Raw genomic sequence first — 20,230 nt, 5'->3', positions numbered from 1 at the left:
CAGGAAGATTCTCCTCATCCACAACCCCTGCAGCGACGGATGATCCACGCAAGGAGTTGACCTTTTGACGCATTCCCCCGTCCTCGCCAAACCGGTCGCCCTAGAACTCCACTCGCCGCCGACCTTCTGGCGATGCGAGCCGTCCTGGTCGTGGGTGTCGCCGCCGCAACATGATCACCTGCTCTGGTGTGTCCTCGACGGCATTGGCCGGCTGGAGCTCAACGGCCGCACTCGAGAGCTGGGACCGGGCGTCTGCGCGGTGTTCGCGCCAGGGGATGCGCCTACCGCCAGCCACGATCCGCGGCGGCGGTTGCTGGTGTTCGGGATGCATTTCGCCGTGGACCCGCAGGGCGTAGTACCGGCGACGCGGTGGGCTGAGGTGCAGGACCGGGTGCTGCTCGGGGCACTCGCGCGGAGCAGCGATACGGCGTACAGGCGGGGTGATCCGCTAGGGCGACGGCAGGCCGAGCTATGCCTGGAGCAGTTACTCGGACTGATCTGGGACGCGGCACACAGTCCTCAGCCCAGCGCGACCGACACTGCCGTCCAGGAGGTCGCGCAGGCGATCAGGCAAGACCCCAGCCGGGACTGGAGCGTCGCGGAGATGGCCGCCCAGGCGCTGCTCTCCAGAGCCCAGTTCACCCGGAGATTCGTCGCCCAGCACGGCACCTCACCCGCGCAGTACCTGATCCAGGCCAGGGTGGAGCGAGCGCACCAGCTCCTGACGGAGACTGCCATGACAGTCACCCAGGTTGCTGCCGCGCTCGGCTACACCGACGTCGCTTACTTCAGCCGCCAATACAAGTTCCGCACCGGCAGCTCACCGAGCCAGACCCGCTAGAGGGCCCACTTCTCGTTCCAGCCCTCGATCTCCGTCGCCGGGCGGGAGGCAGGGCCCGAGTAGATGGCAGAGGGACGGATCAGGCGGCCCGTGCGCTTCTGCTCGAGCACGTGGGCGCTCCAGCCGGCAGTGCGGGCGCAGGTGAACATGGAGGTGAACATGGGCGGCGGGACCTCGGCGAAGTCGAGCACGATCGCGGCCCAGAACTCGACGTTGGTCTCGAGGACCCGGTCCGGGCGGCGCTCGCGCAGCTCGGACAGGGCAGCCTGCTCCAGTGCCTGGGCCACCTCGTAGCGGGGTGCGTCCAGCTCTTGCGCCGTACGGCGAAGTACCCGCGCGCGGGGGTCCTCGGCCCGGTACACGCGGTGGCCGAAGCCCATCAGGCGCTCGCCGGCGTCCAGCAGACCCTTCACGTACGAGCGGGCGTCGCCACTCTTCTCGACGCCCTCGATCATCGTCAGTACCCGAGCAGGAGCGCCACCGTGCAGCGGTCCGGACATCGCGCCGACAGCACCCGACAGGGCCGCGGCGACGTCGGCACCGGTGGAGGCGATCACCCGGGCGGTGAAGGTGGAGGCGTTCATGCCGTGCTCGGCGGCAGACGTCCAGTACGCGTCGACTGCCTTGACGTGCTTGGGATCGGGCTCGCCACGCCAGCGGATCATAAAGCGCTCGGTGATCGTGCTGGCCTTGTCGACCTCACGCTGCGGAACCATCGGTTGCCCGATGCCACGAGCGGCCTGGGCGACGTACGACAGCGCCATCACGGCCGCGCGGGACAGGTCGTCGCGCGCCTGCACGTCATCGATGTCGTAGAGCTGGCGCAGACCCCAGGCCGGGGCCAGCATCGCCAGGGCGGACTGGACGTCGACCCGGACATCACCAGTGTGCACGGGGAGCGGGAAGGGCTCGGCAGGCGGCAGGCCGGGGGTGAAGGCGCCGTCGACGAGCAGGCCCCAGACGTTCTCGAACGGCACCCGGCCGACCAGATCCTCGATGTCCACCCCGCGATAGCGAAGCGCCGAACCTTCCTTGTCCGGCTCCGCGATCTGGGTGTCGAAAGCGACCACACCCTCGAGACCGTGCTGAACATCGACCTTTGGATCTGACATCCCCTGAGACTCCCTTGTCCGGCTGTTGGATCTAGGCGCTCAGGCAGCATAGTTCTCCGCCTGACCGCGCGGACAGATCTGTGACCGGTTCGGCGTGAACCGCCGGCTGTGCGAGACTCTGGGCCCGGACCAGCCTGCCCACTGGTCTGGTACTGATCCGACCATCTCGCCGGGATGCAACTTTTCCGGCCACGATCGCATCTGGCAGGGCATGGAAACTGTTGTGGCATACGCCTTCGACCGCTTCGCGGGACCTGAGAAGGCGGCAGCGGGCGTACGGCGCGTCGAGGCGTACTACGGCGACCTCTGGCAGGGCCAGGCCCGGCGCGACGGCTGTGACGCCGGTACTGTCGGGCTGCACAGCTGGAACCGGCGCAATCCCGACAACCAATGGCCCGCGTGGCGTGACGACGACGACCTCTGTGTCGCCAGCCTGCACGTGCCACTCGGCTACCAACAGATAGTCGGCGACCTCGTACCGCAACGAGCCGCGACGCCACTGGCGCGGGCAGTGCTCGCGGATCCGGCTCGCATGGCGGAGCTGGCGCCTCCTTTCCTGCTGTCGGTGCTTGACCCCGCCGACGAGCGCCTGGAGCTCTTCACCGACTCCGTTGGCCTCGGCCGGCTGTTCCAGCTCCGTACTGCGGATGGCTGGGTGTGGAGCAACCGTGCAGCCGCCGCATGCCTGTTCGCCGACGTGCCAGCTGCCGCATCGGACCGGGGCTGGCGGTACGCCGCCGGCTGCGGCTGGTTCATGGGCGACACCACCCCGTACGACCGGGTGCTGACCGTGCCGGGCGCCACCCGCATCGTGACGGAGGGACGGCGCAACCGTCGTACTGTCACGCGGATCGAGGCAACCAGCATCTGGTCCGGGCCCAGCGGCGGCGAACTGCCGCAGCGGCTGATCGAAGAGACCGCCGAAGCTCTACGCGGCGTCGCCCGGTCCGTGAGCAAGCTGTGGCCCGGTACGCCGACGGTGGATCTCAGCGGAGGCAGGGACTCGCGCGTTGTCGCCGCGGCGTTCCTCTCGGCCGGCGTGGAGCTCAAGCTCAACAGCTATGACGCCGTACCGGGGGAGCTGGCCGTAGCCGAGGAGTTGGTGGCAGCCCTTCCGTACAAGGTCGAGCACATCGTCACCGGCAAGCTCGCGCCGGTGACTACTGACGTACCGGCACCGGTACCACCGCCGATGACGCCCGTGATCGAGCGGATCCGGCGCTGGCATCGATTCGCCGAAGGGCTGCGCCCGGCGAGCTACATCTTCCACAACCCGCCGGAGGGGCTGACCGACGTCGCGCACCTGGCTATCGGTGGCGCGGGTGGCGAGATCGCTCACGGGCACTTCTACCCGCAGGACGTGCTGAAGCTCGATCAGTACCCGCTGGAGGAGAAGCTGGAGTTGTTCAACGAGCGTCTCCAGAAGCGGCTCATCCCTGCGGTCGGCCCGTCTGACGCGGTCAGGGACGCAGTGGCCGGGCAGATCGACAACGTGTTCCGCGAAGCGATCCAGGGCGGCTTCGAGGACGCCACGATGCTCGACTACTTCTATGTGGTCGAGCGCCTGCGCCGCTGGGGCAGCGCGGGGGAGCGGACCGGCATCGTGTCGCCGCTGCTCGTGCCGGCCTTCGTCCGAGGGGCTTTCTCGATGAGTGCGCCGCAGCGGCTGGAGAACGCGCTGCACAGAGCGCTGGTACGTGAGCTGGTGCCGGAGTGGGCGGACATCCCGTTCTTCAAGCCGCAGCCTGTCGCCGGGGCCGCGCCTCGTCCGCCGGCGCCCGTGAAGCGGCTGGGCGCTGCGCCTGACCGCGACCTGATCGGCGAACTGCTCACGACCGACCAGACCGGGGACTTCGACCCGGTGGAGGTGCAGCAGCTCTGGACTGCGTCACTGGCCGGCGAGAGCACGGTCGGTCAGGAGGTGGCGCTGCGCCAACTCCTCTGGCGAGCCGTCTTCGACGACCACCTCGCCGAGGTCAACAAGCACATGACCCACCCACCCGCGCCGAAACCCAGGCCCACGCCCGCACCAGTACCTGCACCAGCAACAGCACCGGCACCGGCACCAGCACCGGGACCGGCACCAGCGCCGGCGGCCAAGCCAGTGCCCGCAGCGCCGCAGGGGACAGCACCGGTGGTGAAGCAGCGCAGCTCCTTCAAGACCAAGCTGCGCCGCAACCCGACCGTTCGCCGACTCGTGCGCAGCCCTGCCGGCCGCGCCCTCCGCAAGATGCTCCGCTCCCGCTAGCCCCGCTGAGTCGATGGAGAACTGACAGGCCTCGTACCCTCGACCCGTGGACCTTCAAGACATGCGGGAGACGTACGGCCTGGGTGAGCTGCTCGAGGAGCAGGTAGATGCCGACCCACTGAAGCAGTTCGGGGTATGGCTGGCCCAGGCCGCCGATGCGGGCCTGCACGAGCCCAACGCAATGGTCCTGGCGACTGTTGACCAAGACGGCAGACCGTCGGCGCGGACGGTGCTGCTCAAGGGCCTCGACGAGCGCGGCTTCGTCTTCTACACCAACCAGCAGTCCCGCAAGGCCGACGACCTGGCAGTCAACCCGGCCTGCGCCCTCGTCTTTCCCTGGCACGCCATGGAACGCCAGGTCCGGGTCGAAGGCACCGCCACCAAGCTCCCGACCGACGAGGTCGACGCGTACTTCGCGAGCCGCCCGCGCGGCTCCCAGCTAGGCGCCTGGGCCTCACAGCAGAGCCAGCCGGTCGAGTCCCGCGAGGAGCTTGACCTGCAGTACGAGTCGTACGAGCGGCAGTGGCCGGAGGGCACCGAGATCTCCACCCCGTACTTCTGGGGCGGCTACCGAATCGCCCCGGCGACCATCGAGTTCTGGCAAGGCCGCACCGGCCGCCTCCACGATCGCCTGCAGTACAAGCGCACAGAAGCCTCCTGGCACCTCCAGCGCCTGCAGCCCTAGGCCCGCGTCAACTCCCGCTCCACAGCAGGCTCCTCAACGCCCGGGCCGGTCTCCCGGAAGCCGTGGCGCTTCCACCAGCGGGCCAGTGGCGCCGGAGCCCACCAGTTGGCGCGACCCAGTAGTCGCATCGTTGCGGGGACCAGCAACGCCCGTACGACGGTCGCGTCGATGGCGATCGCGATCACCAGCCCGACCCCGATCATCTTCACGAACACGATCCCCGACGTCGCGAACGCGCCGACCACGATGATCAGCAGCAACGCCGCGCTGGTGATGATCCCGCCGGTCCGCTGCAGCCCGAGCGCGACCGCCTGGCTGTTGTCGCCGGTCCGGTCGTACTCCTCCCGGATCCGGCTGAGCAGGAACACCTCGTAGTCCATCGACAACCCGAACAGGACGGCGAACAACAGCACGGGGTTGGTCGCATCGAGGAAACCCGCCGAGGTGAAGTCGAGGAACCCGGACAGATGCCCCTCCTGGAAGATCCACACCATCGCGCCGAACGACGCCGACAGCGACAGCACGTTCATCAGCAACGCCTTGGCCGGCAGCACGACCGAGCCGAAAGCCATGAACAGCAAGGCGAAGGTCACCAGCACGATGAACCCGGCCATCCACGGCACCCGCTCGCGCAGTACGTGCAACAGATCGACCAGCGCCGCGGTATCGCCACCGGCCTCGACCGTAACCCCCTCAGGCGGTTGGACTGCACGGACCCCAGCGACCACGTCCCGCGCCGGCAACTCCTGCGACGTGTAGTGCGTGTGCACGACAACGGAGGCAACGCCGTCGCGATAGCCACCCAGTCGCACATCGGTGACGTCCTTCACCTGCCGAAGCTCCGCGAGATAAGGCGTCAACGCCTCAGGCGACGACGTCCGCGCTGCAACCAGTACGTCGGACCCGCCGGCCGCCGCGAAGTCGCTCTGCAGCACCTCCGTCACGGTCCGGCTGTTGGCGCCCGCAGGCAATGCGCGGTGATCGACCCCGCCCAATTGTGCTTGCAGGAAAGGGATTCCGAGGACCAGTAGCAACGGCACCAGCACGACGACGTACCGGATCGGCCGGCGCATCACGCTGTGGGCGAGCTTGTACCAGGCGCCGTGTTCACTGGAGCCGAGCCCACCGCCGCGCCGAAGGAACGGGAGTCGCAGGTTGTTCACGCGATGACCGAGCACGGCCAGCAACGCGGGCAAAGCCGTCAAAGCCGCGACCATCGCGACGAGGACCGCGGCAGCGCCGCCGTACGCCATCGAGCGCAGGAACATCACCGGGAACAGCACCAGGCTGGAGATCGCCACCCCGACGGTGACCCCGGAGAAGGCGACCGTCCGGCCGGCCGTGCTCATCGTCACCGACAGGGCCGTCTCGACATCATTGCCGAGGGCAAGCTGTTCGCGGAACCGGGTGACGATGAACAGCGCGTAGTCGATCGCCAGGCCGAGCCCGATCATCGTCACGATGTTGATCGAGAAGACCGACACGTCGGTGAAGGTGGTCAGTGCACGCAGGACGACGAAGGCGCCGAGAATCGCCAGCCCGCCGACGAACAAGGGCAGGCCGGCCGCCACCAGCCCGCCGAAGACCACTACGAGCAGGATCAGCACGATCGGCAGCGAGATCGACTCCGCCTGCACGATGTCGTGCTCGGTCTGCGTGTTCACTTCGTCGAACACGGCCACCTCGCCGCCGACCTTCACGTCGAGGCCGGCCGGCGAGGTCCGGACCTGCGAGGCGATCTTGTGGAAGGTCTCCAGCCGCTGCTCCGGATCGGCGCCGGCCAGCGTCAGTACGGCGTACGTCGAGTGCTGGTCCTTCGACACGAAGGCAGCCGACTTGGTGGTCCAGAAGGTCTTGGTGCCGATCACGTCGGTGGACGGGAGCTGGGCGAGATGGCTCTCGACGGTCTGCCGGAAGGCCGGCGATGAGACCGTCTGCGAGTCGCTGCGGTAGAGCACGATCACGTCCGTGCCGGTCCGGCCGACGGTCTGCTCGATCGTCTTCACGGCCCGCGCCGCCTGCGTGTCCGGCGCCTCGAACCCGCCGTTGGCCAGCGAGCCGAAGACGCCCGTGCCCCAGGCGATCGCGGCGACCACGAAGAGACCGGTCAGCGCCAGCACCAGGCGGCGGCGCCGGTAGGTGAACCTGCCGAGTGTCTCGAACACGAAGCCCTCCCGAGGGCGTACTTTGAACAGTGATCGCCAGAGTGAACACCGTTAACAGTTAACGGTGTAAACTCTAGGCGGCTCTAGGGTGTGCTTGTCAAGGGAGAGATGTGTGGAGCTGACCCGGCGAGACCGGCAACGGGCCGCGACGGTCGCCGAGATCAAGGCCGCGGCGCGCAAGCTGCTGGTCGAGGGCGGCGCGTCGTCCGTCGGCCTGCGCGCGGTCGCCCGCGAGCTCGGCCTCAGCGCCCCTGCGCTCTACCGGTACTTCGGCAGCCACGAGGACCTGATCTCCGCCCTGATCGCCGACCTGTACGACGAACTGACCGACGCGCTGGTCGCGTTGCGCGACGGCGACCCCGAGGCCGACCTCGGCGACAAGCTGTTCCTGATCGCCGGCGGGCTGCGGGACTGGGCACTGGCCCATCCGGCCGAGTTCGGGCTGCTGTTCGGGGCGCCGGTGCCGAATCCGGACGCCGACGACCACGAGCTGACGCCTGGCCACCTGGCGGCGATGCGGTTCGCTGCGGTGTTCAAGGAGCTGGTGGCCCAGATCTACCAGCAGCAGCCGTTCCCGCACCCGGCCGAGGATGAGCTCGGCCCGGAGCTGCTGGCCCAGCTACGGCGCAAGTCGGAGTTCTTCGACGGCATGCCGGCCGGTGCCGTCTACCTGTCGCTCACCTACTGGACGCGGCTCTACGGGCTGATCTGCATGGAGGTCTTCGGCCAGCTGCACTGGGCCTTCGAGGACGCCGGCGCCTACTTCCAGGCCCAGCTCTTCGAGATCGGCGAGGCCCTCGGGCTCGACTGCCCGGTGCCAGATTAAAAAAGAGACCCGCAGGCGCTTCCTGGGACACGACCGGGTGGTCGAACCAAGGGTCAGGCGGACTTTCCTGACTACCTGCGGGCCCGGTGACTGGCGTGAAACTGGCTAGCCACATGCCCACCACAAAACTTCAGTGGTTGACGGGACTCAGCCCGCCATCACCTCACGAGTCCGATTGCAATTCATGCGTTGGACCACCTCCCTTCGCGTGTACTCAGAACCTACGTCGCGAACCACCCGCGTTCAACCAGTTTTCGTGATCCCATATGAGCCATGTCCGTACTGCCCTCGCACCTCGAGCTGGTCCAGGGCATCGTGCTGCCGAAACCGGTCGGCGCCGACCCGGTCCTGGACTTCCTCAACACCCGTTCCGGCTTCGACGGCCGCGGCCCCGCGGTGGACGAGTGGCTCACCTCGTATGAGGCGTTCGTGATCTGGAACGGGTACGTCGGGCTGCTCTCCGACGCGAGCGTGTTCCGGCTGATCGAGCAGGCCTCGCTCAAGCCGACGGACGCGACCCGGCGGCTGGACGCGGTCCGCGAGTTCAGGGTCGACCTGTACGACGTACTGACCGACGAGGCCGCATCGGGTTCGTTCGAGGCGGTTGCCCGGGCGGTCGACCGTGCCCTCGCCAGACGGCACCTGAGCGCGGTGCCGGCTGATGGGCTCGGGGTGCGGGCGTCCTGGGAGTTGCCGGAGGATCTGGGGCTCCCGCTGGACCAGCTGGCGCTGCTTGCGTCGGAGCTGCTGACCGGTGCCTCCAGGGATCACATCCGGCTGTGCCCGGGGGACAACTGTGGCTGGCTGTTCATGGATCCCCGCGGACGTCGCAGGTGGTGCTCGATGGCCACTTGCGGCAACCGGGCCAAGGTCAGGGCATACGCGGCCCGCTCCCGCTAGCTCTTGCAGCTAGCTGCAATTGTCGGCGGAGGCCCAACATTCCAGGCGGCCAAGACGTGTAAACAGGTATGGAGAACTGGGGCGGGGTGTCGCGGCGGGTGTTGCTCGCAGGGGCGTTGGGGGTCGTCGCGATAGGGACCCCGCTCTGCTGGCAGGAGGTCGGGTCCGGAACACGATCGAAACCGGCCCGAGCTCCGGTGCCGACGCCGGTGGCTTCGGTCGGCTTCGGCTCGGGTGTGCCGGCGGACTGGAGGAAGTATCCCCGGTTGATCTCCGGGCGGACGCAGATCGAGCGCGTGGTCCGGATGGATGGCGTCTTCATGTTCGGGGACAGCCTCGGGGTGGCCGGCGGTCCTGTCCTGGCGGAGCGGCTCGTGGCCCGCACCCATGACACTGTCGCCATGGACGCCTGGTCGGGTCGGCCGACCGCACCGGCCGCGGATGTTCTCACGCACTGGGCCCGGACCTACGGACTGCCTGGCCGGATCCTGATGGAGACCGGGAGCAACGACATCTTCAACCCGCCGGTGTTCGCCGCCCAGATCGAGCGGGTGATGCAGATCGTCGGCCGGACCCGGACCGTCATCTGGGTGAACGTGTGGGTCGCGCGCCCCCGCACAGCCGCCGCGGACCGCGCCAACAGCGCCTCGATCAACCGGCAACTGGCAGCGGCCACCCGTCGCCACTCCAACCTGCAACTCGTCCACTGGGCCGAGTTCGTCAAGGCAGACCCGAAGCGCGAGCGCCGGTACCTCCGCGACGGCGTCCACACCACGCCGCTGGGCCGGGATGCCCGCAACGAGCTGATCATCCGGGCACTGGCGGCAGCGAAGGTCAGTTGAACAGAGCCGGGTCGACCAGGATCCAGGTGTGCCGGGCACGCGCCAGTACGCGGCCGTCGGAGTCGTACAGGGTGCTGGCGGTGTGCGTCTTACGGCCGTCCTCGCCGAGCACCCGGCCCATCACGACGCAGGGCTCGCCTGGACGCGGGCGGGCGTCGATACAGGCGGTCATCTGACCGAGCACTGACGGACGGCCCTCGAGATCGATCGCCCAGCCGCCAGGGCAGTCCAGTGCCGACCAGAGGTAGACCGGGTCGACCAGGCGGTCGCTAGCAGCCAAGTCAGCTGCCGGATGCCAGGTACAGGCGGTCCTGCCGTCGCCTAGCGGCCCTGGCTTCAACTGCAGCCCCTCGTGGTTCTCCAGCCCGCAGACGAAGCAGCCGGGGAACGGGTGGTCTACCAGCCCCCTGTACTTCGCCTCGGCCGCCAGCGCCTCGTCCGGGCCGACCGGGTCGACAGTGGCGTCGGCCAAGGTGTCCAGGCTCACCGGGACGCCTTCCGCAACGGGAGTGGATCCGGCCAGCTTGGCGCCGGACGGATCCACCGAGAGCTCCAGGTCGGTTTCCATCGGCGGAGGCACCAGTAGACGCACCCGGGGGACCGTGTCCGCAGGGGCCACCGCAGCGAGCGCAGTACCGACCAGACCTGCGACATAGCCCCCGTTGCCTGACTTGGCCGGCCCCCGAAAGCGCGGCGCGATCCGCATCGTGGTCATGCGCAGAGACCCTAGCCCCGCCGATTGCGCGCCGTAGCGCGGGGATTCCCGTGTTTTCTGAGCTTCTTTCCAGATTTACTGCTCTGACCACTCTCATTCAAACGTCCGTTTGAACTATGCTGAGGCCAGGCTACGGCGCGTGAGCAGGTGGGGTGCCTGAGCGAGCAGTGGCCGGGGGGAAGGAGAACTCTGTGGAAACACCCGTGGAATCCACCCGGGAGAGATTGCTCAACATCGCCGAACAGAGATTCGGCGAGGGGGGTTACGAGGGGACGTCGCTGCGCGCCATCACAGTCGCGGCGGCCGCCAACATCGCGGCGGTGAACTACCACTTCGGCTCGAAGGAAGCGTTGCTGCGTGCCGCGGTGGCGCGGGCGATGGCGCCGGTCAACACCGAGCGCCGGCGCCGTTTGGACCAATTGGAGGCGAAAGGCGAGCCGAACGCCGAGCAACTGATCCGGGCCTTCATCGAGCCGGGCCTGGATCTCGTACTACGCCGCGGCGAGCGCGGGCCGGTGGTCGCCCGGTTCATCGGCCGGGTCGCCTTCGACCCGAGCCAGCGGATCCGGGAGCTGTACGCGGCCGAGTCCGATCCGGTCGAGGCCCGCTATCTGGCCGCGTTGCAGAGAGCTTTGCCGAGCGCGTCGCCGGAATCGGTCGCCTTCGGCTACGTGAACATGCTCGGACTGCTCGCCCTGCATCAGTCGCAGGCGTTGACGAGACCACCGGGCGCGGAGCCACCCGGCATCGACGGCGGGGAGGATCCGGGCAAGCTGGCCGAGGACCTGATCGCCTTTCTGGTAGCGGCTTTCGACCGGGGACTGCGCTGACCGGGCTCCCCGAAGTTGTCCAGAAACTGCTCACGGATGTTCGAACCGGCAGGTAACGCTGCATAATGGCGCTCCGTGGACCCCTGTGAAGTCGTGGTTGCCGTCGATCTCGGTGGAACCCGGATGAAATGCGGCCTGGTCGCCGCCGACGGTGCCGTGCTGCACCGGGAGACCAGGCCGACTCCGCGTGAGGCCGGGGGCCGCGCAGTGCTCAGCGCCCTGCTCGAAACCGTGGTGGAACTGGCCCAGAAGGCCGCCGCCGACGGTCACCGCGTCCGCGCGGTCGGAGTGGTCGTACCGGGCATCATCAACGCCGAGCGCGGAACCGTCAGCGCGGAGAATCTCGCCTGGTCGGACACGCCCGTGCTCGCCGAGCTGCGGGCCGCGATCGGGCTCGACCAGCAGGTCCTGCTCGCTCACGACGTGCGCGCCGGCGGCTATGCGGAGCTCCGCCAGGGCGCACTCACCGGTACGACGAACTCGCTGTTCCTCCCACTAGGCACCGGCATCGCCGCCGCGATGGTGGTCGACGGCAAGCTGGTCAGCGGCGACGGGTACGCCGGTGAGCTAGGCCACACCAGATTCGTCCACGGATCGGCCGCCGAGCAATGTGCCTGCGGCCAGTGGGGCTGCTTGGAAACGATCGCGTCCGCTGCCGCGCTGGCCCGTCGCTACGCCGTCCGCACCGGCCGGGTGGTCGACGGAGCGCGCGAGGTGATCGAGTTGCTGGCGCAGGGCGACGCCGACGCCGCAGTGGTCTGGCGCGAGGCGCTGGCCGCGTTGACCGATGCGTTGGTCATGTACACGACCCTGGTCGCGCCGACCCGGATCGCGATCGGTGGTGGGCTGGTCGGGGCGGGGGAGACCCTGCTGGCGCCGCTGCGCGAAGGTGTGCACGCGCGACTGACGTTCCAGCGCGAGCCGGAGATCGTGGCCGCCGAGCTGGGAGAAGAGGCCGGGATGCTCGGCGCCGCATGGATGGCCTGGGACCGGGTGGCTGCCGACGAGAGCGGAGAAGAGACGGTATGACGACCTACAGGGTGGCGCGGCTCGTCACCCCGGACGATGTCCTCGAGAACGCCTGGCTGCAGGTGTCCGGCAGCGACATCTTCGCCTTCGGGCGGCGGTCCGACGGGATGCCGGCCGACGGTCAGCGGCCGGAGGAACTCGGCGACGTGACGGTCGTGCCGGGGTTCGTCGACATCCACACGCACGGCGGCGGCGGGTCGACGTACTCGACCACCGATCCCGAGGAGGCACGCAAGGTCGCGGCCTTCCACGCCAAGCACGGCACCACCACGACGATGGCCAGCCTGGTCACCGCGCCGCTCGACGACCTCGTGTCGCAGACGGCCTGCCTCGCTGACCTGGTCACCGATGGCGTGATCGCCGGTGTGCACTTGGAAGGGCCGTTCCTGTCGGCCGCCCGGTGTGGCGCTCACGAGCCGACACTGCTGCGCGATCCGGTCGAGGGCGACGTGGCCAAGGTGCTCAGCGACGCGGTGGCGATGGTGACCATCGCGCCGGAGTTGCCGAGTGGGCTGGACGCGATCCGGCAGGTCGTCGACGCGGGTGTCGTCGCGGCGCTCGGGCACACGGATGCGACGTACGAGCAGATGATCGCGGGAGCCGATGCCGGTGCGACGGTAGCGACCCACTTGTTCAACGGCATGCGGCCGTTCCATCACCGCGATCCCGGTCCGGTCGGCGCCGCGCTGAACGATCCGCGGCTGCTGCTCGAGGTGATCAACGACGGCATGCATCTGGACCCGCAGGTGGTCCGGGTCGCGCTCGCCGCGGCGGGGGTCGACCGGATCGCGTTGATCACCGATGCGATGGTCGCGACCGGGATGCCCAACGGGCGGTACATGCTGGGCAGTCTCGAAGTAGACGTGAAGGACGGGCTGGCGACGCTTGCCCACGGCACCCATTCGATCGCCGGCAGCACGCTGACGATGGACGTCGCCTACCGCAACGCGGTCAAGGCCGGGGTGTCCCTGGTCGACGCGTCGCGGATGGCCTCGACGACGCCTGCCGGGGCCTTCGGCTGGTACGGCGTCGGCTCGATCGAGACCGGCAAGCGGGCCGACCTCGTGCTGCTGGACGAGGACTACCGAGTCCAGAAGGTGATGCGGGCCGGCTCGTGGCTGGACTGATCGGCACCGTCACCCTCAACCTGGCGCTCGACGTCACCTACGGCGTCGACGAGTTGGTGGTTGGTGGCAGTCATCGCGTCAAGGCGCCGCTGCAGCGGGCCGGTGGCAAGGGGGTCAACGTCGCCCGGGTCGCCGCGACGCTGGGGCATCAGGTGCTCGCGCTCGGGTTCGTGGGTGGGCTGACCGGCGAGATCGTCGCCGAAGAACTGTTCGACGCCGGCCTGACCGCGTTGCTCACCCCGATCCGCGGTGAGACGCGGCGGACCGTTGCCATCGTCAACGGTGTCGACGGCGACGCGACGATCTTCAACGAGGCCGGGCCGTCGGTGTCCGAGGACGAGTGGCGAGCCTTCCATGACCGGATGCCGTGGGCTCGCCTCGGCGTGCTCGCCTGCTCGGGAAGCTTGCCGCCTGGGCTACCTGCCGATGCCTATGCGGAGTTGGCGGTGCGCGCCCGGCATCACGACGTCCTGTCGGTGATCGACGTCGGCGGGGATGCTTTGGTGGCGGCCGCGAAGGCCGGTGCGGTGGTCCGGTCCAACGCTGCCGAGCTTCGCGAAGCGTTGGGGGAGCTCAGCGTCGAAGAGGGCGCCCGGCAGTTGGTTGCGGCCGGCGCGACCGCGGCGGTGATCACGGACGGCGCTCGCGGGATGGTTGCTGCTAGCAATCAAGGTGCCTGGCGGGCGCTGCCGGTCGAGAGGGTCGCCGGCAATCCCACCGGCGCAGGGGATGCCTGTACTGCGGTCGTCGCGGCCGCCGTCGCCGGGTCACCCGAGCCCGACTGGCCAGTGGTGCTCAAGTCGGCCGTGGCCGCATCTGCGGCTGCCGTGCTGACCCCCGTCGCCGGGGACATCGATCTCGAGGCGTACCGACGGTGGCAGCCGCAGGTCGTCGTACAAAGTCTTTAGAACAAGGGAGTTCATCATGCCGCTCGTATCCGGGGCCGAGGTTGTGCTGGGTGCCGCCAAGGACGGTCGTGGGGTCGGCGCGTTCAACGTGATCCAGCTGGAGCACGCGACCGCGCTGATCGCCGGTGCCGAGCAGCTCGGCGCGCCCGTCATCCTGCAGATCAGCGAGAACGCGGTCAAGTACCACGGCTCGCTGAAGCCGATCGCCGTCGCCACACTGGCAGCTGCGGCCGCCGCCACCGTGCCGGTCGTCGTGCACCTTGACCACGCGATGGATCGCGACCTGGTCACCGAGGCGGTCTCGCTCGGCTTCACCTCGGTGATGTACGACGCGTCGAAGCTCGACTACGCCGACAACGTCGCGGCCACCACCGAGGTGACGAGCTTCTGCCACGACCACGGCGTCTTCGTCGAGGCGGAGATCGGCGAGGTCGGCGGCAAGGACGGCGTGCACGCGCCCGGCGCCCGTACCAAGCCCGAGGAGGCTCTCGCCTTCGCCGAGGCGACCGGGGTCGACGCGCTGGCCGTCGCGGTCGGGTCGTCGCACGCGATGACCGAGCGGACGGCTGAGCTCGACTTCGAGCTGATCGCCGCGTTGCGGGCCGCAGTACCGGTTCCCCTTGTTCTGCATGGTTCTTCCGGTGTCGCGGATGCTGATCTGACGCGTGCGGTCGAGGCGGGGATGACGAAGGTCAACATCGCCACCCACCTCAACAACGTCTTCACCGCGACCGTGCGGCAGGTACTCGCCGACCAGCCGAACCTGGTCGACACCCGCAAGTACCTCGGCCCCGCCCGTACCGCGGTCGCCACCGAGGTCACCCGGCTGCTCACCTTGCTGAAGGCGGTCTAGAACTCAGGGCGGTCTAGAGGGAGCAGTTGCCCCGGACCCAGCCCGCGCGGAGGTCGTTGCGGGCGGTCTGGACCTGGCTGCGGGCGACCGGGTCCGGCACCTCGTAGTCGTCGATCAGCCGGGTCAGCGCGAACTCGATCGCGGCCACCACGGCGTCCTCCTGGGAGACCTCCGCCTCGTTCACGCCGGACACCCCGGCCGTCAGCGCGACCACTCCGGCCAGCTCCTGCGGGGTCAGCCGGAGCAGGAAATCTGTTCTGGTCGGCACGAATCCTCCCTGTGTCCCGTCAGCGACGACGTTGGTAGAGTCATCCTGCAATGCAACGACCATGTTTCACAAGGGGAGTCCGATGACGGCAGCGGCGGTGGACGAGACCCTGCGCGCGGCCACGGTCGCGGTACTGGCCGAGCACGGCTGGGACGGCGTCACCCTCGAGCGGGTCGCCGAGCGGGTCGGGCGGTCCCGGGTGACGCTGTGGCGCCAGGGACTGACCGTCGAAGGTCTGCTGAACGCGCTGCTGGACGAGCTGGCCGAGGACTACCGGGACACGATGTGGCCGGTGCTGACCGCGACCGGCACCGGGCGTGAGCTGCTGGTCCGGTCGCTGAACGCGCTCTTCGACGTGATCGACCGGCATGTCCCGCTGATGCTGTCGTCGGATCTGGTCTTCCACCAGGAGCAGGCGCGGAACGGGTCGGTCTCCTTCCTCGACCCGTTCGAGCGGTTCCTGCGCGAGGGCGAGGCGGACGGTTCGCTGCATCCGCACGGCCGGATCAGCGACGTCGCCGAGGTGCTGATGGTGGCGGCGGCCTTCACCTACGTGCACATGCGCGGCCGGCACCACTGGTCGCGCTCGCGGGTCCGCACGCTGACGCTCGACCTGGTCCTGCGCGGAATCGTCGATCCCTAGCCGGATGCAACATAGGTGTTGCATAAACCGCAACGAGGGCGTTACATAGTTCCCATCAGTCGCAGCACAAGAGGGGACAATCCGATGACCTTGCCGTACGCCGAACCGCTGACCCGTGTCGAGTTGGGACCGCGAGTGATCCCGGAGCCGCCGCGCGTCGGCGAGCCGGGTGGGGATCCCTGCGGCCTGTGCAAGTGGTTCGCCGACTTCGACGAGTCCGAGCACACGCCGATCTGGAGCAACGACGAGTGGGTGCTGTGCCGGGCCACCGAGGTGACCATCCCCGGCGTGGTGTGGCTGGCCAGCCGCGGCCATCACGACTCCTTCGCCGACCTGCCGGACAAGCTCGCCGCTTCCTACGGACCGGTCGTCGCCAGGATCGAACGAGCCATCCTGAGCGTCGGCGACATCGCCCGGGTCCACGTCTACCGCTGGGGCGACGGCTCGTCCCACTTCCACATCTGGTTCTTCCCGCGCCCCCTCGGCATGCTCGAGGCCCGCCGCGAAATGCTCCCGCTCTGGGCAGACCTACTCCCAGAGGCCCCCAAGGCCGAGGTAGCCGAAGCCGAAGAGAAGATCGCCGCAGCGATGGCCGCCGGTGACTGAGAACCCCGGCGGCTCCAGGCCAGGCACCGGACCCCAGCCGGCCGACGAAGCCCTGTCGCCCAACGACTCCCGGCCGGCGCTTGCGCGTCGGCTGGGGGTCGGGGACGCGGCGGTCATCGGGCTCGGCTCGATGGTTGGCGCCGGGGTCTTCGCCGTCTGGGCTCCGGCCGCGAAGTCGGCGGGCGCTCTGCTGCTCGTCTCTTTGGTCATCGCCGCTTTCGTCGCCTACTGCAACGCGGCCGCGTCGGCTCAGCTGGCCGCGGTCTATCCGGTCTCGGGCGGCACCTACGCGTACGGTCGTGAGCGTCTCGGCCCATGGTGGGGCTACACGGCCGGCTGCGCGTTCGTCCTCGGGAAGACGGCATCCTGTGCCGCGATGGCGCTGACTTTCGCCACGTACGTAGTACCGGGCCACGAGTGGGTGCGAAGACTGGTCGCCTTGGCAGCCGTGATCGTGCTGGCCGCCGTGAACTATCGCGGCGTCACCAGAACCGCGGCTCTCACCCGCATCCTCGTCGCCTGCTCCCTCGCGGTTCTGGCCCTCGTCGTGATCCTGCTGCTCTCCGCCGACCACGTCACGAACTGGACCACTGACACCAGCCCGTACGGCGTCCTGCAAGCCGCCGGCCTGCTCTTCTTCGCCTTCGCCGGCTATGCGCGCATCGCCACCATGGGCGAGGAGGTCCGCGACCCCGCACGGACCATCCCCCGGGCCATCCTGATCGCCCTCTTCGTTGCCGTAGGCATCTACCTGGTGATCGGCGTCAGCCTCCTGCTGGCCCTCGGCCCGGCCCGGATCGGCGAGGCGTCAGCCCCGCTCGCGACCGCAGTGCAAGCAGTCGACGCCGCCTGGGCTCAGCCGATCGTCAGAGTAGGCGCCGCACTGGCCAGCCTCGGAGCACTCCTCGCGCTGATCGCCGGCATCGGCCGGACCACGCTCGCGATGGCCCGCACCAAGGACCTTCCGACCTGGCTGGCCGCGGTGCACCCACGTTTCCAGGTGCCGCATCACGCGGAGATCGCGCTGGCGGCAGTGGTCGGCGTACTGGTGCTGACCACCGACCTCCGTGGCGTGATCGGGTTCTCGTCCTTCGGGGTTCTCCTGTACTACGCGATCGCCAACGCCTCGGCGTACACGCAACCGGCCGGGCAACGGCGATGGCCGCGAGTCCTCAACATCCTCGGACTGCTGGGATGCGTCGTCCTCGCGGCCACCCTGCCACTGACCTCGGCCATCACCTGCGCGGTGCTCCTGGCCCTGGCCCTGCTGGCCAGATGGGTCAGGCTCAGGTCAGGTCGCGCTTGATCCGCCAGAAGCTGAAGCCGGTCAGGGCCGCGGCCAGGAAGAGGAACAGACCGGCCTCGCGCCACTGCAGGTCCCAGAACCGGCTGGCCGGGAAGTACTTGATCTGTTGCCGGTAGCCGTCGTTCGCGAGCCGCTGGAAGCAGCTGCTCATCGGCGGCCGCGGCGTGGTCTCCTCCACGCCCGGCGGTGGCGGGCCGCAGGCTGCGATGTAGCTGGGCAGCGTCTTCTGAATCTGGCCCGCGGAGTTGACGGTGTTCTCGGAGATCTTCCAGAAGCCCTCGCCCGGCAGCCTCGCCTCGATGTGCATCACTTCGGCGTTGTCCTCCGGTCCGGAGAGCTGGAGCCCGCGCAGGTTCTCGGTGGTGACGATGACGCTGGCCTGGTCCGGCGTCATCAGGTGCGGCCGCAGCAGGACCGGCGACAGCGCCTCCACCGCGACCACGGCCGCCAGTGTGAGGGCGATCGCGACGATGCTGCGCCGGGTGACCAGCCCGAGCGTGACCCCGAGTGCGAATCCGAAGGCCGCGTAGCCGATCGGCACCACCCCTCGGGCGCCGAACACGGCCGGCAGCATCCGGGGGATGTTGTACGGACCGGCGGCCTGCCCGCTGTCGATGGCGTCGTCGATCGGGTTGGACCACCAGCTCACCGCGAGGCTGAGCAGACCGGTCACGGCGATCGCGCCCAGGCCGGTGACCGCCAGCTTGACGACGAGCCAACGAGTCCGGCTGATGCTCTGGTTCCAGACCAGCCGGTGGGTGCCGGCCTCGAGCTCCCGGGCGATCAGGGGCGCGCCCCAGAACGCGCCGATCACCGGGGGAGCGGCATACACGGCGACCTGACCCACGTAGTACAGGTACTGGTTGATCCGGTCGAACCGGATGCGGTCGAGGAACCCGGCGTGCTGGAGCGCGTAGTCGTGCAGCAGTCCGGGGCCGGTGACGGCGAGGAAGGCGACCAGGACCGCGACCGCCGCCGCGATCACGATGGCCTGGACGCGGAACTGCCGCCAGGTGAGCCAGATCATCGCTGCACCTCCAGTACGGGCCGGTCGTTGTGCCGGGACGGATGGGAGCGGCCCATGTAGGCCAGCACGAGGTCTTCGAGGGTGAGCTGGGTGACCGTCCAGGCCGGGTCGAGGATGTGCTCGTCGGTCCGGATCAGAAAGGTCGACTGGCGATCGGTGTGGCTCGCGGAGATGACGTGCTGCCCACTGGGCAACGACTTCTCGTCGCGGCGCGGTCCGACCAGGCGGTAGTGGGTGGCGAGCAAGGTGTCGATCTCGCCGCTGACCTGCACGCGCGAGTCGACCAGTACGACGAGGTAGTCGCAGGAGCGCTCGACATCGGAGACCAGGTGCGAGGACAGTACGACGCTCAGCTCCTGCTCGGCGACGGCCTCCATCAGGTCCTGCAGGAACTCCCGCCGGGCCAGTGGATCGAGCGCCGCGACGGGCTCGTCGAGGATCAGCAGCTCGGGGCGCTTCGCGATGCCGAGGGTCAGCGCGAGCTGGGCGCGCTGACCACCGGACAGCTTGCCGGCCCGCTGCTTCGGGTCGAGCCCGAGCCGCTCGATCCGGCCCTTGGCGATCGAGTCGTCCCAGCCCGGGTTGAGCCGGGCGCCGAGCTTGAGGTGGTCGGCGATGCTCAGTCGCGCGTACGTCGGGGTGTCCTGCGCGACGAACCCGATCTTGGCCTGCTGCGTCGTACCGGCCGGGTTACCGAGCACCTCGATCGAGCCGGTCGTCGGGGTGAGCATGCCGACCGCGAGGTTGAGCAGGGTGCTCTTGCCGGCGCCGTTCGGGCCGACCAAGCCGACGACGCGACCGGCCGGAACCTCCAGGGTGCAGTCGGTCAAGGCCTGCTTGCGGCCGTACTTCTTGCCGAGGCCACGGGCTTGAAGGGCGGCGCTCATGCTATTTCCTCCTGAGCGCCGGACCGAAAGGTGGTCTGGAACAACGCCTCGATGCTGTCGTCGTCCAGGCCGGCCTTACGGGCCTTCGACAACCAGTTCACCAGGTCCCGCCGGAGCGGGCCGTGCGCGGCCAGGCTGTGATCGGTCAGCGTCCGGGTGACGAAGGTGCCGCGCCCCGGCCGGGCCGCGACCAGGTCCTCGTGCTCCAGTTCGCGGTACGCCTTCAGCACCGTGTTCGGGTTGATCGCCAGTTGCCCGACGACGTCCTTCACCGTCGGCAACTGATCACCCTCCCGCAACAGCCCCAGCCGCAGCCCGTTCTTCACCTGCTGAACGATCTGCTGGTACGGCGACACCCCCGAGCGGCCGTCCAGATGGAACTCGATCATCCCCATCTCCATTCATCTAGTTA

The 20,230-nt window shown here is 68.9% G+C and carries 21 protein-coding genes; 14 read left to right on the top strand and 7 right to left on the bottom strand.

What is annotated here, in order from left to right:
- The first annotated feature begins 64 nt into the window (after positions 1 to 64).
- The gene (locus ABD116_RS33245; protein ID WP_343979619.1) at positions 65 to 841 is read left to right on the top strand and encodes an AraC family transcriptional regulator; all 777 of its coding nucleotides are present in this window, start codon (positions 65 to 67) and stop codon (positions 839 to 841) included.
- On the opposite strand, the gene ABD116_RS33240 is transcribed toward ABD116_RS33245, so the two are convergent.
- On the bottom strand, positions 838 to 1,953 hold the full coding sequence (locus tag ABD116_RS33240) for a citrate synthase 2 (RefSeq protein ID WP_343979616.1): 1,116 nt from the start codon (positions 1,951 to 1,953) through the stop codon (positions 838 to 840). The genes ABD116_RS33245 and ABD116_RS33240 overlap by 4 nt on opposite strands.
- 211 nt (positions 1,954 to 2,164) lie before the next feature.
- Between ABD116_RS33240 and ABD116_RS33235 the strand changes: the two genes are divergently transcribed.
- Both ABD116_RS33235 and pdxH read left to right on the top strand, forming a co-directional pair.
- Complete coding sequence (locus tag ABD116_RS33235) at positions 2,165 to 4,201, top strand: hypothetical protein (protein WP_343979613.1); 2,037 nt, start codon at positions 2,165 to 2,167, stop codon at positions 4,199 to 4,201.
- A 61-nt stretch (positions 4,202 to 4,262) separates the two neighbouring features.
- Positions 4,263 to 4,886 carry a pyridoxamine 5'-phosphate oxidase gene (gene pdxH, locus ABD116_RS33230; protein ID WP_425552205.1) on the top strand — a complete coding sequence of 208 codons (624 nt, stop codon included), beginning with the start codon at positions 4,263 to 4,265 and terminating at the stop codon, positions 4,884 to 4,886.
- Here pdxH and ABD116_RS33225 read toward each other — a convergent pair.
- Positions 4,883 to 7,051: an MMPL family transporter gene (locus ABD116_RS33225; RefSeq protein WP_343979607.1), complete on the bottom strand. Its 2,169-nt coding sequence runs from the start codon at positions 7,049 to 7,051 to the stop codon at positions 4,883 to 4,885. The two genes, pdxH and ABD116_RS33225, sit on opposite strands and share 4 nt — an antisense overlap.
- A 112-nt stretch (positions 7,052 to 7,163) precedes the next feature.
- Between ABD116_RS33225 and ABD116_RS33220 the strand changes: the two genes are divergently transcribed.
- The 3 genes from ABD116_RS33220 to ABD116_RS33210 all read left to right on the top strand — a co-directional run bounded on the left by ABD116_RS33220 (position 7,164) and on the right by ABD116_RS33210 (position 9,619).
- On the top strand, positions 7,164 to 7,877 hold the full coding sequence (locus ABD116_RS33220; protein WP_343979605.1) for a TetR/AcrR family transcriptional regulator: 714 nt from the start codon (positions 7,164 to 7,166) through the stop codon (positions 7,875 to 7,877).
- A gap of 273 nt (positions 7,878 to 8,150) precedes the next feature.
- On the top strand, positions 8,151 to 8,777 hold the full coding sequence (locus ABD116_RS33215; protein WP_343979602.1) for a CGNR zinc finger domain-containing protein: 627 nt from the start codon (positions 8,151 to 8,153) through the stop codon (positions 8,775 to 8,777).
- 197 nt (positions 8,778 to 8,974) lie between these two features.
- Positions 8,975 to 9,619, top strand: coding sequence for a GDSL-type esterase/lipase family protein (locus ABD116_RS33210; protein ID WP_343979600.1), 645 nt, complete (start codon positions 8,975 to 8,977; stop codon positions 9,617 to 9,619).
- On the opposite strand, the gene ABD116_RS33205 is transcribed toward ABD116_RS33210, so the two are convergent.
- A complete protein-coding gene (locus ABD116_RS33205) occupies positions 9,612 to 10,334 on the bottom strand; it encodes a hypothetical protein (protein WP_343979598.1) in 723 nt (240 codons plus the stop codon). The genes ABD116_RS33210 and ABD116_RS33205 overlap by 8 nt on opposite strands.
- A 191-nt stretch (positions 10,335 to 10,525) precedes the next feature.
- On the opposite strand from ABD116_RS33205, the gene ABD116_RS33200 reads away from it, so the two are divergent.
- The 5 genes from ABD116_RS33200 to ABD116_RS33180 all read left to right on the top strand — a co-directional run bounded on the left by ABD116_RS33200 (position 10,526) and on the right by ABD116_RS33180 (position 15,081).
- A complete protein-coding gene (locus tag ABD116_RS33200) occupies positions 10,526 to 11,164 on the top strand; it encodes a TetR family transcriptional regulator (protein ID WP_343979596.1) in 639 nt (212 codons plus the stop codon).
- A 75-nt stretch (positions 11,165 to 11,239) separates the two neighbouring features.
- The gene (locus ABD116_RS33195) at positions 11,240 to 12,193 is read left to right on the top strand and encodes an ROK family protein (RefSeq protein ID WP_343979592.1); all 954 of its coding nucleotides are present in this window, start codon (positions 11,240 to 11,242) and stop codon (positions 12,191 to 12,193) included.
- Positions 12,190 to 13,320, top strand: coding sequence for an N-acetylglucosamine-6-phosphate deacetylase (gene nagA / locus ABD116_RS33190; protein WP_343979590.1), 1,131 nt, complete (start codon positions 12,190 to 12,192; stop codon positions 13,318 to 13,320). Before ABD116_RS33195 ends, nagA begins: the two co-directional genes overlap by 4 nt.
- Complete coding sequence (locus ABD116_RS33185) at positions 13,308 to 14,228, top strand: 1-phosphofructokinase family hexose kinase (RefSeq protein WP_343979588.1); 921 nt, start codon at positions 13,308 to 13,310, stop codon at positions 14,226 to 14,228. Before nagA ends, ABD116_RS33185 begins: the two co-directional genes overlap by 13 nt.
- Before the next feature lie 16 nt (positions 14,229 to 14,244).
- On the top strand, positions 14,245 to 15,081 hold the full coding sequence (locus ABD116_RS33180) for a class II fructose-bisphosphate aldolase (RefSeq protein ID WP_343979585.1): 837 nt from the start codon (positions 14,245 to 14,247) through the stop codon (positions 15,079 to 15,081).
- 13 nt (positions 15,082 to 15,094) lie between these two features.
- Here ABD116_RS33180 and ABD116_RS33175 read toward each other — a convergent pair whose 3' ends face one another.
- Positions 15,095 to 15,349 (bottom strand): hypothetical protein, encoded by a 255-nt coding sequence (locus ABD116_RS33175; RefSeq protein WP_343979581.1) that lies wholly within the window; start codon positions 15,347 to 15,349, stop codon positions 15,095 to 15,097.
- Positions 15,350 to 15,431: 82 nt separating this feature from the next.
- On the opposite strand from ABD116_RS33175, the gene ABD116_RS33170 reads away from it, so the two are divergent.
- The 3 genes from ABD116_RS33170 to ABD116_RS33160 all read left to right on the top strand — a co-directional run bounded on the left by ABD116_RS33170 (position 15,432) and on the right by ABD116_RS33160 (position 17,904).
- Positions 15,432 to 15,992 (top strand): TetR/AcrR family transcriptional regulator, encoded by a 561-nt coding sequence (locus ABD116_RS33170; RefSeq protein ID WP_343979578.1) that lies wholly within the window; start codon positions 15,432 to 15,434, stop codon positions 15,990 to 15,992.
- 84 nt (positions 15,993 to 16,076) lie between these two features.
- The gene (locus ABD116_RS33165) at positions 16,077 to 16,598 is read left to right on the top strand and encodes an HIT family protein (RefSeq protein WP_343979575.1); all 522 of its coding nucleotides are present in this window, start codon (positions 16,077 to 16,079) and stop codon (positions 16,596 to 16,598) included.
- Positions 16,591 to 17,904 (top strand): APC family permease, encoded by a 1,314-nt coding sequence (locus ABD116_RS33160; protein ID WP_343979571.1) that lies wholly within the window; start codon positions 16,591 to 16,593, stop codon positions 17,902 to 17,904. The genes ABD116_RS33165 and ABD116_RS33160 overlap by 8 nt, the downstream gene beginning before the upstream one ends.
- Here ABD116_RS33160 and ABD116_RS33155 read toward each other — a convergent pair.
- From ABD116_RS33155 to ABD116_RS33145, 3 genes are read right to left on the bottom strand one after another with little or no spacing between them, the layout of a single operon-like run.
- Positions 17,885 to 18,931 carry an ABC transporter permease gene (locus tag ABD116_RS33155; RefSeq protein WP_343979568.1) on the bottom strand — a complete coding sequence of 349 codons (1,047 nt, stop codon included), beginning with the start codon at positions 18,929 to 18,931 and terminating at the stop codon, positions 17,885 to 17,887. The two genes, ABD116_RS33160 and ABD116_RS33155, sit on opposite strands and share 20 nt — an antisense overlap.
- On the bottom strand, positions 18,928 to 19,818 hold the full coding sequence (locus tag ABD116_RS33150; RefSeq protein WP_343979565.1) for an ABC transporter ATP-binding protein: 891 nt from the start codon (positions 19,816 to 19,818) through the stop codon (positions 18,928 to 18,930). Before ABD116_RS33150 ends, ABD116_RS33155 begins: the two co-directional genes overlap by 4 nt.
- Positions 19,815 to 20,207: a GntR family transcriptional regulator gene (locus ABD116_RS33145; protein ID WP_343979562.1), complete on the bottom strand. Its 393-nt coding sequence runs from the start codon at positions 20,205 to 20,207 to the stop codon at positions 19,815 to 19,817. Before ABD116_RS33145 ends, ABD116_RS33150 begins: the two co-directional genes overlap by 4 nt.
- Positions 20,208 to 20,230 lie beyond the last annotated feature (23 nt).

Source organism: Kribbella koreensis, assembly GCF_039525325.1.
Classification (GTDB): Bacteria; Actinomycetota; Actinomycetes; order Propionibacteriales; family Kribbellaceae; genus Kribbella; species Kribbella koreensis.
This window is presented reverse-complemented; position numbering and strand designations above follow the sequence as displayed.

Excerpts from the sequence above, each read along its gene's own strand:
- ABD116_RS33240 (WP_343979616.1), bottom strand. The coding sequence starts at position 1,953 with ATGTCAGATCCAAAGGTCGATGTTCAGCACGGTCTCGAGGGTGTGGTC.
- ABD116_RS33235 (WP_343979613.1), top strand. The coding sequence starts at position 2,165 with ATGGAAACTGTTGTGGCATACGCCTTCGACCGCTTCGCGGGACCTGAG.
- pdxH (WP_425552205.1), top strand. The coding sequence starts at position 4,263 with ATGCGGGAGACGTACGGCCTGGGTGAGCTGCTCGAGGAGCAGGTAGAT.
- ABD116_RS33215 (WP_343979602.1), top strand. The coding sequence starts at position 8,151 with ATGTCCGTACTGCCCTCGCACCTCGAGCTGGTCCAGGGCATCGTGCTG.
- ABD116_RS33205 (WP_343979598.1), bottom strand. The coding sequence starts at position 10,334 with ATGACCACGATGCGGATCGCGCCGCGCTTTCGGGGGCCGGCCAAGTCA.
- nagA (WP_343979590.1), top strand. The coding sequence starts at position 12,190 with ATGACGACCTACAGGGTGGCGCGGCTCGTCACCCCGGACGATGTCCTC.
- ABD116_RS33180 (WP_343979585.1), top strand. The coding sequence starts at position 14,245 with ATGCCGCTCGTATCCGGGGCCGAGGTTGTGCTGGGTGCCGCCAAGGAC.
- ABD116_RS33170 (WP_343979578.1), top strand. The coding sequence starts at position 15,432 with ATGACGGCAGCGGCGGTGGACGAGACCCTGCGCGCGGCCACGGTCGCG.
- ABD116_RS33165 (WP_343979575.1), top strand. The coding sequence starts at position 16,077 with ATGACCTTGCCGTACGCCGAACCGCTGACCCGTGTCGAGTTGGGACCG.
- ABD116_RS33155 (WP_343979568.1), bottom strand. The coding sequence starts at position 18,931 with ATGATCTGGCTCACCTGGCGGCAGTTCCGCGTCCAGGCCATCGTGATC.
- ABD116_RS33150 (WP_343979565.1), bottom strand. The coding sequence starts at position 19,818 with ATGAGCGCCGCCCTTCAAGCCCGTGGCCTCGGCAAGAAGTACGGCCGC.
- ABD116_RS33145 (WP_343979562.1), bottom strand. The coding sequence starts at position 20,207 with ATGATCGAGTTCCATCTGGACGGCCGCTCGGGGGTGTCGCCGTACCAG.